A 13,913-nucleotide genomic window follows, 5' to 3' on the forward strand; every position below is an offset into this window, starting at 1 on the left:
ACCTCACCTTGGGATGGGTTGCAAGCCATCCCGAGATGCGAAACCCATCCCGAGACTGCTGGATGCGCGGCTGGCGACTGCGGGGCGGCCCGAGTCTCGATCTCGCCGGCGTTCCGCTCGGTCGTCGAGTTCGAAGGCTCTCGCACACCTTTCGGGATGGGTTCCTCACCTTGGGATGGGTTGCAAGCCATCCCGAGATGCGAAACCCATCCCGAGACTGCTGGATGCGCGGCTGGCGACGGCGGGGCGGCCCGAGTCTCGACCTCTCCGGCGTTCCACTCGGTCGTCGAGTTCGAAGGCTCTCCCACACCTTTCTGGATGGCTTCCTCACCTCGGGATGGGTTGCAAGGCATCCCGAGATGCGGAACCCATCCCGAGACTGCTGGATGCGCGGAGGTGACCGCATGAGCGCGACAGGCGAGTTCGCCGGGCGGGTCGCGATCGTGACGGGCGGCGCATCCGGGATAGGGGCGGCCGTCACCGACGAGCTACTCTCCCGGGGTGCGCAGGTCGCGGTTTTCGACCTCAACGGCGCCTCGGTCGAGGAGCGGGCGTTCGGCGTAAACGTCGACGTGTCCGATCGGGCTTCAGTGGATGCTGGGGTCGCGGCCGTCCTCGACCGCTTCGGGCGGCTGGACGTCGTCGTGAACTGCGCGGGCATCGGCGCGTTCGGCACCATCGAGGACTCGAGCGACGACGAATGGTCGCGCGTCCTCAACGTGAACGTGCAGGGCGTCGCCCGGGTGTGCGCCGCGGCGATGCCAGCGCTGCGCGAGTCCGATGCAGCCGCCATCGTGAACCTGACCTCGATCGCCGCAACCACGGGCATCCAGCAGCGTGCCCTGTACTCGGCGACCAAAGGCGCAGTGCATGCGCTCACCCTCGCGATGGCCGCAGACCACGTGCACGACGGCATTCGCGTCAACGCCGTCTCGCCCGGCACCACCGATACACCGTGGGTGCAGCGGATGGTCGCGAACGTCGCCGACCCCGAGGCCGAGCGCGCGGCCATGAACGCGCGGCAGCCGACGGGGCGGCTCGTCACACCAGCCGAGGTCGCTGGGGCAGTGGCCTACCTCGCGTCGCCGCTGTCCGCATCCGCGACCGGCAGCGTCGTCTCCGTCGACGGCGGCTTCGGTGGCCTCCGAGTGAGGCCGGTGCAGGCGTAGCGGTCGCAGCGAACGCTGCCAGTCGAACGGCCCTTATCCGGCGCTCACAAGGGCCGTTCGACTGGCGGCGATTCGCGCCGCGCGCGGCAAAACGGCAGTTTGGCTGGCAGCGTTGGCGTTGGATTCGGCGTCGGCGTCGGCGTCGGCGTCGGCGTTGGCGTCGGCTTCGTTGGAGTTGGAGTCGGAGTCGACGGTGACGCTGACGGTGGATGAGACGTTGGCGCTGACGTCGGCGTTGGCGGTGACGGTGATGGTGACGGTGGCGTTTCCGCCCGCCAGCGACTCGGCTTCCGCCGCAGGTTCCTTGCGTCAGGTCGAGTGAGTCACGTGCGGCTCAAGCTCAGGAACCGATACCGGATGCCCGTGCGCGACTCGAGCCATCCCGCGGACGGCTCGCGCGCATCCACCCGCCACTCGTCGCCCGACCAGTCGGGGGCGTGCGCGTCGCCGTCGACCTCGAGGTCGATCTCAGTGACCTCGAGGCGGTCGGCGCCCGCGATGGCTTCGCGGTAGAGCTCGCCGCCGCCCATGACCCAAACCTCAGCCGAAGCGGCTGAAGCGGCTGCCTCGTCCAGATCGTCCTCGCCCGCCGGGGCGCCAGCCAGCGCGATCGCCGCCTCGAGCGATCCCGCGCGTTCGGCTCCCTCGGAGGCCCACTCGGCCTGCCGGGTCACGACGATATTGCGCCGCCCCGGCAACGGTCGGAACCGCTCCGGAAGCGAATCCCACGTCTTGCGCCCCATGATGACTGGATGCTTCACGGTGACTGCCTTAAAATGCGCCATGTCCTCCGGCACGTGCCAAGGGATGCCGCCCTCAGCGCCAATCACGCCGCCGCGGGCCTGCGCCCATACCAAGCCAACCGTGGGCCGCGCCCGGGCGTCGCCCTCTGGCTGCGCGCGCGCCGCATCCGCTGCCCCGGCAACCTGCTCCGGTCGCGCCGCGCCGCTCATACGGCGACAGCGCCGCGAATCGCGGGGTGGTGCTGGTAATTCTCGACCTCGAAGTCCTCGAACTCGTAGTCGAAGATCGTGTCGGGGGTGCGGTGGATGCGCAACTGCGGGTACGGGTACGGGTCGCGCGTGAGCTGCTCCCGTACCTGCTCCTCATGGTTGTCATAAATGTGGCAGTCGCCGCCCGTCCACACGAACTCGCCCGGCTCGAGGCCCGTCTGCTGCGCAACCATGAGCGTGAGCATCGCGTAGGAGGCGATGTTGAACGGCACGCCCAGGAACAAGTCCGCGCTGCGCTGGTACAGCTGGCACGACAGCTTGCCGTCGGCAACATAAAACTGGAACAGCGCATGGCACGGGGGCAGCGCCATCGTCGAAATCTCTGCAGGGTTCCACGCCGTCACCATGTGGCGGCGCGAGTCCGGGTTCGATCGGATCTGCTCGACAACCTGCTCAATCTGATCGATGTGACCGCCCTCGGGCGTCGGCCACGAACGCCACTGCACGCCGTAGACGGGGCCGAGATCGCCGTTCTCGTCGGCCCACTCGTCCCAAATCTTCACGCCGCGCTCCTGCAGCCAGCGCACGTTCGAGTCGCCGCGCAGGAACCACAGCAGTTCGTACGCGATCGACTTGAAGTGCACGCGCTTCGTCGTGATCAGCGGGAAGCTCTCCGCCAGATCGAACCGGATCTGCCGGCCGAACACGCTGCGCGTCCCCGTTCCGGTGCGATCAGACTTGTGGGCGCCGTTCTCAAGCACGTCGCGCAGCAGGTCTTCGTACGGGGTCAGGATCTCCGAAGTCACGTCCCGAGGATACGCCCGCTGCGTCCGCAGCGTACGCTGCGTCGGCAGAGTTCGCGGAGTTCGCTGCCTTCACGGTGTTCGTTGCGTTCGCGGTGTTCGTTGCGTTCGCGGCGTTCGGAATGGATCGCTCTGGCGCTCGTGGCGGTACGCATCGAATGGCGGGATCACTGCTCGCGCCGGTGAGGGGCAGTCCGTGCCGTTTTCGGATGTCAGCGGCCGGGCGGCTGCCAATGACTGCCGCGAGATGCCTCGAATGGTCGTGATGCGCGCATCCGGAGCGACCTTCTGGGGCAGCTCGCGCATCTAGGGCGACCCTTTGCGGCAGCTCGCGCATCGGGGGCGACCTTTGCAGCGGCTCGGGCGATGATTGCCGCGAGATGCCTCAAACGGTCGTGATGCGCGCATCCGGAGCGACCTCTTGGGGCAACTCGCGCATCCAGGCGACCTTTTGGGGCAGTTCGCGCATCCGGGGCGATCTTGTGCGGCTGCTTGGTCTTGGATTGGCGCGAGCTGCCGCGAAGGGTCGTGGTGCGCGTATCCGGAGCGACCCTTCGCGGCAGCTCGCGCATCGAGGGCGACCCTTACGGCAGTTCGCGCATCTAGGGCGATCTTGTGGGGCTGCTCGGTCTGGGATCGCCGCGAGATGCCTCAAATGGTCGTGATGCGCGCATCCGGAGCGACCTTCTGGGGCAGCTCGCGGGGGCGGCCACCTACGCTCGGGGGATGAGCGCCCCCGCCGCATCCTCGCCTGTGCCCGCCCGACTCCTCATCGCGGGCTTCGGTAAGCTCGGCGCCCGCCTTGCGCAGCGCTACGGCCCGAGGGGCACCGAAGTGTTCGGCGTGCGCCGCAGCGACGTCGCGGATGAGCGCAACGCGAAGCTCATCGCCGCGGACCTCTCGAGCCCTGCCGCCGCGCCCCTCGAGCTACCCCGCGTCGACGCCCTCGTGGTTACGCTGCCGCCGCCCTCGGTCGACGGTGTCGTGGCGCCGGACGGCTACCGGCGCTCCCTCGAGGCCCTGGCCGAGAGCCTGCCGAGCATCCCGGAGCGTGTCGTGTTCGTGTCATCCACTCGCGTCTTCGAGGGCAGCGGCGACGGTTCGGTGCTCAGCGAGGTGGATGCGCCCTCGCCGGCGTCCGACCGAGCCCGTGCGCTTGTCGACGGGGAGCGCCGCGCGGCCGAACTGCTCGGCGCATCCGTCATCAGGCCGTCCGGCATCTACGGGCCGGGCCGCGACAGCCTCGTCCGCCGCGTGCTCGCCGGCGCCCCCATCCAGTACGCGCGCCGCACGAACCGCGTGCACGAGACCGACCTCGTTCGCGCCATCGAGGCGATGCTCGAGCGCGCGGATGCGCCAACGCTGCTGCACGCCACTGACGCGCATCCGGCTTCGCTCGGCGACGTCGCGAAGTTTGTCGCGGGGGAGCTGGGGGTGGATGCGCCGCCTCGCGCCGAGCAGGACGAGGCAAGCGGAACCGTGCTGAGCGGCGAGCGGATGCTCGGCCTCCTCGGCGCGCTCGAGTACCCCGGCTACCGAGACGGTTACGCGGAGATGGTGCGGCTCCGAGCCAGCTGAAGCCCGGGGTTCTTTCTCGCGGGACCAGCGTTGCGGGGCTGCGGATGCGGTCACGTGCTGCTGGTCGTGAGCCGAGGGGCACGGGGATGCGGGTCCCGCGCTGCGGGGCTCGGGACGCTGGGCACGCTCCGTTGGGCTCGCGCTTCGCAAACCCGGGCCACTGATCTCGTGCCACACGTCGCCATCCGCGAGCTGCCGCAAAGGGTCGTCATCGGACGCTCCAGAACGACCGTTTGGGGTAACTCGCGGCCAAAAGTGAGCGCACGCGGCATCGTGTAGAGAGTTTTACCCTCGCGCGCCATACTGATGGCGTCGCACGCAACACACTCGCTCCACTCCCGCTCCATCCCACATTCGTTGCCAGCCGCACAGCGCGGCGCCCGAAGGAGTCGCATGTCCGAGCCAAGGTCTGCCGCTGCCGCTGCCGCTGCCGCTGCCGCCGCCAGCGCTGCGGCGAGTGCTCCTGCTGTCGGTGCAGATGTCGAGGTCGATGCCGTGGCCGCTGCCGGTGCTGCTGCAGATCCCGTTGCTGCTCTTGCGGCAGGCGCGGATCCTGCAGCTCCCGCCGCCGCTGACGGTGCGGATCCTGCTCCCGCCGCCGCTGACGGTGCGGATCCTGCTCCCGCCTCCGTTCCTCCCGCCGCCGTTCCTCCCGTCCCCGCGCCGCATGCCGCTGCCCCCAGGCCCGATGGCCCCGGCATCACCCCCGACTCACGCACGGCGCACGCTTCCGGGGCGTTCATTCTGACCGCATCCACGATCGTGACGATGGATGCGCAGCTGCCGCGCGCATCCGCGGTCGCGATCGCGGACGGCAAGATCGTCGCGGTCGGGACCCTCGCCGAGTGCGCCGAGGTCGTGCCTGGAGCGGCGGTCGTCGACAGTGGCGCGCCCGTCCTCATGCCGGGCTTCATCGACCCGCACAGCCACCCGTTCTTGAGCGGACTCGCGACGCAGCTGCCAGCGCTTTCCATCGCGCCGTGGAAGGCGCCGACGTGGAGCGAGGTGCTCAGCGTGTTCTCGCAGGCGATGGCCGAGCACGACGCCGAGACGCCCCTGCTGTTCAACGGGTTCGACGCGCTCCTCCACGGCCGCCCCGCCCCGACGGCTGCCGACCTTGATGAGATCTTCGGGGACCGGGTGGCGGTGGTCGTCGACAACTCGGGGCACGCCTGCTCTTTCACGTCTGCGCTCATCCGCGACCGAGGGTGGGACACCACCCCACCGGAAGACCCGGTCGGAGGCTCCTTCGGGCGTGACGCGGCGGGCGCGCTCACGGGCGTCTCGTTCGAGATCCCCGCGAACACCGCGGTGCTCGGGCCGGTCATGCAGCGGCTCGGCGGCAACCCCCTCGGCAGTGCGGCCGAGTACTACGCGCTCATGGCGCGCGCGGGCATCACGTCCACGTCCGACATGACGTTCTCGGCCGATCTCGCCCCCGCGTATGAGGCGCTCGCCGCGATGCCGTCGTCACCGCTGCGCGTGAGCCTGTGGGAAGTGTCCACGGCAGCCGACCCGGGCGCCGCGGCGACGTTCGCCGCGGGGGAGCAGCGCCTCGTGAAGCAGGGCGTGAAACTCTGGACCGACGGCTCCCCGTGGATCGGCAACGTCGCCACTTCATTCCCCTACCTGGACAACGGCGCGACGCGGCGCGCGGGCATCGACCCGGCGACCGCGGGAGGCGCATCCGCACTCAACTACACGCGGCAGGCGGTGGATGCGACGCTCGACGCCTGCGCGCCCCTTGGCTGGCAGATGTCGTTCCACGCGAATGGCGACCTGGCCATCGACTTCGCCCTCGACGCCTACGAGCGCGCGCTCGCCGAGCACGGCCTGCTCGGCACCGACCATCGTTGGCGCATCGAACATGCGGGCTCGGGGCGGCGGGACCAGTTCGAGCGGGCCGCGCGCCTCGGCGCGCATGTGTCGCTCGCGCCGTTCCAGTACTACTACTGGGGTGACCTCCTCGACGGCGAAATGTTCGCGCCCGAGCAGGGATCTCGCTGGCAGGCGTTCGCCGACGCGGTCGACGCCGGGGTCGTCGTGTCGCTGCACAACGACGGCTCGGTGTCGCCGCCCGCGCCCATCCTCAACGTGCAGACGGCCGCGACCCGGCGCACGAGCAGCGGGCGCATCCACGGTCCTGGGCAGGCGATTTCAGTGGATGCGGCTCTCAAGGCCCACACGATCGATGCGGCCCGCACCCTCCACCGTGAGCACCTGATCGGGTCGATCGCCGTGGGCAAGCTCGCCGACTTCGTCGAGCTGAGCGCTGACCCCTACGAGGTCACCCCTCGGTACCTCGCGGAACGCGTCGAGGTGCTCGGAACGTGGGTCGGCGGGGCGCGCGTCGACCTGGCAGAGTTCCTCGCCGCCGCGCATGCAAGCGACCCGACGCCGCACGCCCACCATGCGGCGCGAGGGCACACCGGCCACGGCTGCTGACCGCGGGTGCCGCAGCGCGCGGTGGCGTTGGGGCTGGGGGTGCGGCCCCGGGTTTGCGGGTCGTGGCGCTGCGGGGTCGCGGGTTCGGGGAGCCGCAGAGTTGTGGGATTGTGCAGCTGGGATCGCGCGGGGGTGCGTTTCGCCACAACTCTCTGGTGGATGAGCGTGTGGGCATTGGTCTTGGGGTTTCGCGGAGTCCTGCAGGGAGTGGGGTGCCGGGCTGGGTCTGCAGAGTTGTGGGAATGTGCAGGCGGGATCGTTCTGGGGTGCGTTTCGCCACAATTCTGCGGTCAGATCCGCCTTCGTCGGGCGGCCGCGCACCGCACCGCGCGCGCACCCGCACCCGCACCCGCCCGGGCCCGCCCGCCCGCGCGCATCCGCATCCGCATCCGCATCCGCCCGCGCCCGCTCCCGCGTCAGTCGCGGATGCGGCGCCGTTCCCAGGCGAGCGCGATGTGGTCGCGCATTTCGCGGGCGGCTGCTTCGCTGTCGCCGGCTTCGATGGCGTCGTAGACGCGTTGGTGTTCTTCGAGGGTGAGGCGCACGGCGTCGGCGCCTGGGGCTCCGTAGTAGCGGCTGCTTTCGCCGGCTCGTTTGGAGAGGGTTCGGGCGATGCCGGATGCGAGTCGGTCGCCTGCGATGTCCATGACGGCGAAGTGGAAGGCGACGTCTGCGGCCGCGAAGGCGTCGCGTTCTTCCGCGGTGGCGTGCATCGTGTGGAGGTGGTCGTGGATGACACGCAGCTCGTCGTCGCTCCTCGCGCTTGCTGCTGCGGCGGCGATGCTCGATTCGAGTTGGCCGCGGACGACGGCGAGTTCGTCGAGGATGCCGAGCGTTTCGTCGTTCTCGATCATGGTGCCGAGGACGACCTTGTCGAGGATGTTCCACTCTGATTGCGGGGCGATTTGTGTGCCGCGTCCTTGGACGACGGACACCATGCCTTTCTCCTCGAGTCGTTTCATGGATTCGCGGATCACGGTGCGGCTCACGCCGAAGTTTTCGCAGAGCTCGGTCTCGGTGGGGAGGAGGTCGCCGGGTGCGACTTCTCCGGTGACGATGGCGGAGACGAGGTCGTGAACGACCTGCACGCCGAGCCTCGCGGCGGGCGTGCGATGGGCGCCGAGCCGGGGCGTGGTGGTGCTGGACATGCCGCGATTGTAGCCACGAACGGGCCTCTTGAGGCGAGCACACGACGAAGATCACGAAAAACATATGACGAATAAATCATGTGATGTATGCTGAATCTCCCATCTGAGGATCAAGGACGATATGAAGATCACCGGCTTCCGTTTGCTCACCACCAGGCATGACTGGGGGCGGTCCATCGGCGACGTCAACGGTCACATCAGCGCCGCGATCACCGATGTCCCCATCGTGATCCTCGAGACTGACGAGGGGGTCGAGGGCATCGGCGTCGGCTCGCATGCCGACATCGCGCGACTCTTCCCGGCGTTGGAGGGCGAGGATCCGCGGGGCGTGTCCGCGCTCTTCGACCGGATGCTCGCCCAGGTGTTCAAGTCCGGCCACGCCGGCGCGACCTACGGTGGCGTCGCCACGCTCGACGCCGCCCTCTGGGACCTCAAGGCGAAGCTCGCGGGTGAGCCCCTCTGGCGCCTGCTCGGCGGGCGCGACAGGTTCGTGCCGGGGTACGCATCCGGACTCGACATCGCGCTCGACGACGACGAGCTCGTCGCCTTCTACGCGGACTTCGCCGAGCGCGGGTATGTCGCCGGCAAGCTCAAGGGTGGCGTCGATCCGGTCGCTGACCTGCGGCGGCTTCGCCTGCTGCGTGACGTGCTGGGTCGCAATACCCCGAATCCTGGTCTCATGTTCGACGCGAACGAGTCGTGGCAGGTGAAGCAGGCGGTGCGCTACGTGTCGGCGCTCGAGGCTGAGATCGACCTCCTGTGGGTTGAGGAACCGCTGAGGCGGTGGGATGCGCTCGGGCACGCGCGATTGTCTGCGGCGGTGCGCGCCGCGGTGGCGACGGGGGAGAACCTGACGGGCGTCGACCAGTTCCGTCCGCTGTTCGATGCCGGTGCTCCCGATATCGTGCAGGCTGGCGCGGTCTGGGGTGTCACGCACGTGCTGCGTCTTGCGTACGCGGCGAATGCGCGCAATCTTCCCGTGAGTCCGGTGGGCTACAACGCGAACCCTGCGGTGGCGGCTGCGATGACGGCGGTGCCGAATCACCTGACGACCGAGGTGCAGGCGCTGCACTGGGCGCATGGCATGAGCGTCGATCAGGAGTTCGCCGATGGGGGCATTGTGTTGGGTGACTCGGTCGGGTCCGGCATTTCGATCGACGAGTCGGCGATCGTGGATGCGGGGCGCGGGTGGGCGGATCCGGCGGGCCCCCACATGCGGCCGTCTCGGGCTGGGCTGCGCGTCGTGCTGGACGGCGTCGAGCGCTGACCGCATCCGCGTGCGACACGCGGAACACCTGCGTCGGGGACTTGCGGCAGGCGCACGGCATCGGTACATTAGGTGCAATGGCAGCGCTAGCAGTAGCGCTCACATAGCTCGGACTTCCCCGGTCCGAAAGCACACGCTCACGCAACGGCGCGAAGGAGTCGAAGTGTCCACGAGTTCCCTTGAAACGCAGGCCAACGAGGCCGAGGCCAAGGCCAAGGCCGAAGGCGGCCTCACTCCCGACGGCCCCGTACGGGCCCGCTCCGCGAAGATCGGCGCCATCGGCGCTGGCGCCATCATGGCAGACCAGCACCTCGCCGCCTACAGCGAAGCAGGGTTCCCGGTGGTCGCGATCGCGTCCCGAACCAAGGCCAACGCCGAGCGGGTCGCCGAGCAGTGGGGCATCCCGACCGTGCACGACACCCCAGAGCAGCTCATCGAGGACCCTGACGTCGAGATCGTCGACATCGCGTACCCGCCGGACCTGCAGCCGGCCCTCATCCGCCACGCCCTCGCGCAGCCCCACGTCAAGGCCGTGCTCGCCCAGAAGCCGCTCGCCCTCACCCTCGACGAGGCCATCGCGCTCCGCGACGAAGCGGCGTCAGCGGGCAAGATCCTGTCGGTCAACCAGAACATGCGCTACGACCAGTCGATCCGCGTGCTCAAGCAGCTGCTCGACCGCGGCGAGCTCGGCGAACCCGTCTTCGTCGAAATCGACATGAAAGCCGTACCCCACTGGCAGGGCTTCCTCGAAGGCTACGACCGGCTCACCCTCGCCAACATGAGCGTGCACCACCTCGATGCGCTCCGCTTCCTCTTCGGTGACCCCGAAGAGATCACGACCGTGACCCGAACCGACCCGCGCACCCAGTTCCCACACACCGACGGCATCGTCGTCTCCACGCTCCGCTTCCCAGGCGGACTCCTCGCGCTCTCCACCGAAGACGTCTGGGGAGGGCCCCGCGAAGAAGGCTTCGACGACGACTTCTCCATCACCTGGCGCGTCGAAGGCACGCGCGGCGTCGCCAAGGGAACCATCGGGTGGCCGAGCGGCACGCCCTCGACCATCACCTACGCCTCCGCCGCCCGCGACGACGGAGGACCCTCCACCGACGGCAAATGGGTGACCCCCACGTGGGACACGCACTGGTTCCCCCACGCCTTCATCGGCGTCATGGAACAACTCCAGTACGCGCTCGACTCCGGCAGCGAACCCGCCCTAACCGTGGCAGACAACGTCAAAACCGTCGCCCTCATCGAAGCCGGCTACCGCTCCATCGCCGAACGCCGCCCCGTGCGACTCGACGAATTCGCCCTCTGAACCCAACGCATCCACCACCAACCCGAACCCTCACAGAAGGAGCAAAGAAGCTCATGATCCAAGTCGGCATCTTCAGCGGATACTTCCCCTACGACCTCAAGACCACCGCCGAAAAGGCGCGTGCCCTCGGCTTTAACACCGTGCAGCTCGACCTGCACTTCAAGGACCTCGACCTCACTGCAGGGCAGATCACGAAGGAAAAGGCGAAGCTCGTCGCCGACACGTTCCGCGACAACAACCTCCCCATCTCGGCGATCTCGGGCTACACGAACATCGTGCACCCCGACCCAGACCACCGCCGCGCCAACGTCGACTACCTGAAGGAGATCATCCGCAACGCGCGCTCCTTCGGCACGCCGTACGTCATCTCCGAGTCCGGCACCTTCAACCCCGACAGCGAGTGGGACAGCGACCCACACAACAAGACCGAAGACGCCTACGAGCAGGTGCGCGACGTGCTCGCCGAGCTCGCCCAGGAGGCCTACGACCACGGCTCGATCTTCCTGCTCGAGACGTACGTCAACAACGTCATCGGCTCCGTCCGCGAGACCGTGCGCGTCTTCAACGACATCCGCTCGCCCGGCATCGAGCTGCTCATGGACCCGACGAACTACTTCGACGCCTCCAACATCGACGACCAGGCCGGCGTGCTCAACGAGGTCTTCGACACCCTCGCCGACAAGGTGCGCGTCGCCCACGCCAAGGACGTCAAGCGTGCAGGTGACGACAAGAGCGAGAAGCACGCCGACATCGGCGACGACGACGCACTCGCGTCGCACACCTTCCGCGGCGTCGGCGAGATCGAGCTGCCCGCCGCCGGCCTCGGCTCACTCGACTACGAGCTCTACCTGCAGCGCCTCGCGGAACGCAACCCCAACGCGCCGCTCATCATCGAGCACCTCGACGAGTCGGACATCCCGCGCGCGAAGAAGTTCATCGACGACATCCTGCGGAAGTACTCGATCTAATCGGGCCGGGCCGGGCCGGCTGGCCGGGCCTGCCGGGGCGTCGGGCTAGCCGGCCATTGCGTCGGGCTAGCCGCCCAGTGCGCCGCGCTCGCCCAGCCCCAACCCAACCCAGCCCCAAGTGCCAACCACCCGGCTCCCGCGCAGCGCGATCTCGGCGGCGCCCGGGCTACTTCGGCGGTTGATCCCCACGGTGCACTGGAATGCTGACACTCAGGGTGACGTGGCGACGAAATAGCGTCGAGCGACCGCGGTCGACGCGCTCACGTCACGCTGAGTGTCAGCGCAAGCTGAGTACCCCCACACAACGACAGGCTTCGGCCGGAGGAATCATGACGGAAACAGGTGAGAAGCCGGTCGCGATCGTGACCGGCGCGGGCGGATCGCTCGGGCGGGCCACTGCGCTGCGGCTCGGTCGCGACGGCTTCGCGGTTGCGGTGCTCGGCCGCGGGGGCGCGACCCTCGCGGAGACGGCGGATGAGCTGCGGGCGGCGGGCGTGCCCACGTACGTGCTCGAGGTCGATCTACGGGACGCGGAAGCCATCAAGGCCGCGGTCCGCGAGGCTGAGGCGGAGTTCGGGCCGGTGCACGCGCTCATCAACAACGCCGCGATCTACCCGCCGACGCCCTTCTTCGACATCACGGTCGAGGAGTTCGACGATGTCGTCGCGGTCAACCAGCGTGGCTATTTCGTGGCGGCGCAGGCGGCGGCCGAGCTCATGCGCGAGCGTGGCACCGGCGCGATCGTCAACATCGGCTCGATCACGTGGAGCGGCGGCTGGGACAAGTTGGCGAGCTACGTCACGACGAAGGGCGCGGCTGTTGCGATGACGCGCGCTTTGGCTCGCGAGTTGGGCGAGTTTGGGATCCGCGTGAATCTGCTCTCGCCTGGCGCCTTCCCGACGAAGGCTGAGGAGATCCACGAGAACCCGGAGCAGTACACGCAGTTCGTGCTGGATCATCAGTCGCTCAAGCGGCGCGGCGACCCGGATGAGGTGGCGAGTGTCATCTCGTTCCTGGTCGGCAGGGACTCGAGTTTCGTGACCGGACAGACGATCAACGTCGATGGCGGATGGGTGATGATGTGAGCGAGCAGACAGCAGCAGTGAGCGCGGCCAGCGGTGCGGGTGCCGGGGGCGTCGAGGTCTTCGGCGCCGACCTCTCGATCGCGGACCTTCGGCGCCGCACTGGCGATCTGTCGGCGGTCGCGGGCATCCGCCAGGTGGTCCTCGAGAACGGCGTCGAGCGGGGCGTGCGGGCGATCGACCTGCGCACCTCCGCCGGTCTGGAGCTCGAGGTGCTGGTCGACCGGGCGTTCGACCTCGGCTCGATGCGCTTCCGCGGAGCGCCCATCGGGTGGCGCAGCGGCAACGGCTTCCGCCACCCCGGCCTGCACGAGCACAACGACGAGGGCGGCCTGTCCTGGCTGCGTGCGCTCGACGGCCTGCTCGTCTCGGGTGGCCTCGATCACACGCTGTTCGGCGGGGAAGTGGATGCGACGCGCTACAACTACCCGCCGAAGCAGACGGTCACGCATGGGCTGCACGGGCGGCTGACGGCGATTCCCGCGCGGCTCCTCGAGGCGCGCGAGGTCGATCGGGATGGACGCGTGGTGTTGCGGGTGGTTGGCGAGGTGATCCAGGCGACGGCGTTCGGCGAGCACCTGCGCCTGACGCGCACGATCGAGCTTGATTTTGATGGCCGTGAGGTGCGCTTCGATGACGTCGTCGACAATCTCGGCTTCGACCCGACGCCCCACATGTTCTTGTACCACATCAACGTCGGCTGGCCGTTCTTGGATGAGGGCACGAGGTTCGTTGCTCCCATCTCGAGGCATCTCTGGCAGTCGGACTCCGTGGCCGAGCAGGGCACGAGCTACCGCGTGATGCCGGCGCCGATCGATGGCTTTGTCGAGCAGGTGACCGAGCATGAGCTGGTGGTCGGCGCGGATGGCAGGCATCGGGTGGCGTTGATCGCGGCGGACGGCGGTCGCGGCATCGAGCTGAGCTGGGAGGCTGCGGGCATGCCGCACTTCTTCGAGTGGCAGAACTTGCGCAGCGGCCAGTACGGCATCGGGCTCGAGCCGAGCACGCATCACGTGTCCGGCGATGCCGCGTCGCGTGAAGACGGTACTGCGGTGTTCTTGGAGCACGGTGAGTCGAGGAGCTACTCGACGACGATCCGCGTGCTTGACGGTGTTGACGAGACGAACGCGGTCGAGGCCGCGATTCGTGCCATCGGCGATCAGCCGGAATGACCCCCGGCGC

General features: G+C 68.6%; 12 protein-coding genes. 9 read left to right on the forward strand and 3 right to left on the reverse strand.

Annotated elements, in window-relative coordinates; translation table 11 throughout:
• Positions 1 to 404: 404 nt before the first annotated feature.
• Together ACPYN9_RS11640 and ACPYN9_RS11645 are read left to right on the forward strand one after the other, a co-directional pair.
• Positions 405 to 1,169, forward strand: a complete 765-nt coding sequence (locus ACPYN9_RS11640) for an SDR family NAD(P)-dependent oxidoreductase (protein ID WP_424466694.1) — start codon at positions 405 to 407, stop codon at positions 1,167 to 1,169.
• Between the two features lie 193 nt (positions 1,170 to 1,362).
• Entirely contained in the window at positions 1,363 to 1,491 is a 129-nt protein-coding gene (locus ACPYN9_RS11645) for a hypothetical protein (RefSeq protein WP_424466695.1), read from the forward strand.
• 1 nt (position 1,492) lies between these two features.
• On the opposite strand, the gene ACPYN9_RS11650 is transcribed toward ACPYN9_RS11645, so the two are convergent.
• Positions 1,493 to 2,122 (reverse strand): dihydrofolate reductase, encoded by a 630-nt coding sequence (locus tag ACPYN9_RS11650; protein ID WP_424466696.1) that lies wholly within the window; start codon positions 2,120 to 2,122, stop codon positions 1,493 to 1,495.
• Positions 2,119 to 2,928, reverse strand: coding sequence for a thymidylate synthase (locus tag ACPYN9_RS11655; protein WP_424466697.1), 810 nt, complete (start codon positions 2,926 to 2,928; stop codon positions 2,119 to 2,121). The genes ACPYN9_RS11650 and ACPYN9_RS11655 overlap by 4 nt, the downstream gene beginning before the upstream one ends.
• Positions 2,929 to 3,651: 723 nt before the next feature.
• Between ACPYN9_RS11655 and ACPYN9_RS11660 the strand changes: the two genes are divergently transcribed.
• Positions 3,652 to 4,503 (forward strand): sugar nucleotide-binding protein, encoded by an 852-nt coding sequence (locus ACPYN9_RS11660; RefSeq protein WP_424466698.1) that lies wholly within the window; start codon positions 3,652 to 3,654, stop codon positions 4,501 to 4,503.
• A gap of 393 nt (positions 4,504 to 4,896) precedes the next feature.
• Positions 4,897 to 6,948: an amidohydrolase gene (locus ACPYN9_RS11665; RefSeq protein ID WP_424466699.1), complete on the forward strand. Its 2,052-nt coding sequence runs from the start codon at positions 4,897 to 4,899 to the stop codon at positions 6,946 to 6,948.
• Positions 6,949 to 7,364: 416 nt separating this feature from the next.
• Here ACPYN9_RS11665 and ACPYN9_RS11670 read toward each other — a convergent pair whose 3' ends face one another.
• The gene (locus ACPYN9_RS11670) at positions 7,365 to 8,096 is read right to left on the reverse strand and encodes a FadR/GntR family transcriptional regulator (RefSeq protein WP_424466700.1); all 732 of its coding nucleotides are present in this window, start codon (positions 8,094 to 8,096) and stop codon (positions 7,365 to 7,367) included.
• Positions 8,097 to 8,217: 121 nt separating this feature from the next.
• On the opposite strand from ACPYN9_RS11670, the gene ACPYN9_RS11675 reads away from it, so the two are divergent.
• The 5 genes from ACPYN9_RS11675 to ACPYN9_RS11695 all read left to right on the forward strand — a co-directional run bounded on the left by ACPYN9_RS11675 (position 8,218) and on the right by ACPYN9_RS11695 (position 13,903).
• A complete protein-coding gene (locus ACPYN9_RS11675; protein WP_424466701.1) occupies positions 8,218 to 9,363 on the forward strand; it encodes a mandelate racemase/muconate lactonizing enzyme family protein in 1,146 nt (381 codons plus the stop codon).
• Between the two features lie 163 nt (positions 9,364 to 9,526).
• Positions 9,527 to 10,681 (forward strand): Gfo/Idh/MocA family protein, encoded by a 1,155-nt coding sequence (locus ACPYN9_RS11680; protein ID WP_424466702.1) that lies wholly within the window; start codon positions 9,527 to 9,529, stop codon positions 10,679 to 10,681.
• 53 nt (positions 10,682 to 10,734) lie between these two features.
• Entirely contained in the window at positions 10,735 to 11,649 is a 915-nt protein-coding gene (locus tag ACPYN9_RS11685; RefSeq protein ID WP_424466703.1) for a sugar phosphate isomerase/epimerase family protein, read from the forward strand.
• A gap of 329 nt (positions 11,650 to 11,978) precedes the next feature.
• Entirely contained in the window at positions 11,979 to 12,734 is a 756-nt protein-coding gene (locus ACPYN9_RS11690) for an SDR family NAD(P)-dependent oxidoreductase (RefSeq protein WP_424466704.1), read from the forward strand.
• Positions 12,731 to 13,903, forward strand: a complete 1,173-nt coding sequence (locus ACPYN9_RS11695; protein ID WP_424466705.1) for an aldose 1-epimerase family protein — start codon at positions 12,731 to 12,733, stop codon at positions 13,901 to 13,903. Before ACPYN9_RS11690 ends, ACPYN9_RS11695 begins: the two co-directional genes overlap by 4 nt.
• Positions 13,904 to 13,913: the final 10 nt, after the last annotated feature.

Origin of the sequence: Pseudoclavibacter helvolus, assembly GCF_049707175.1 — a bacterium.
In the GTDB taxonomy this organism is placed as follows: Bacteria; Actinomycetota; Actinomycetes; order Actinomycetales; family Microbacteriaceae; genus Pseudoclavibacter; species Pseudoclavibacter helvolus_A.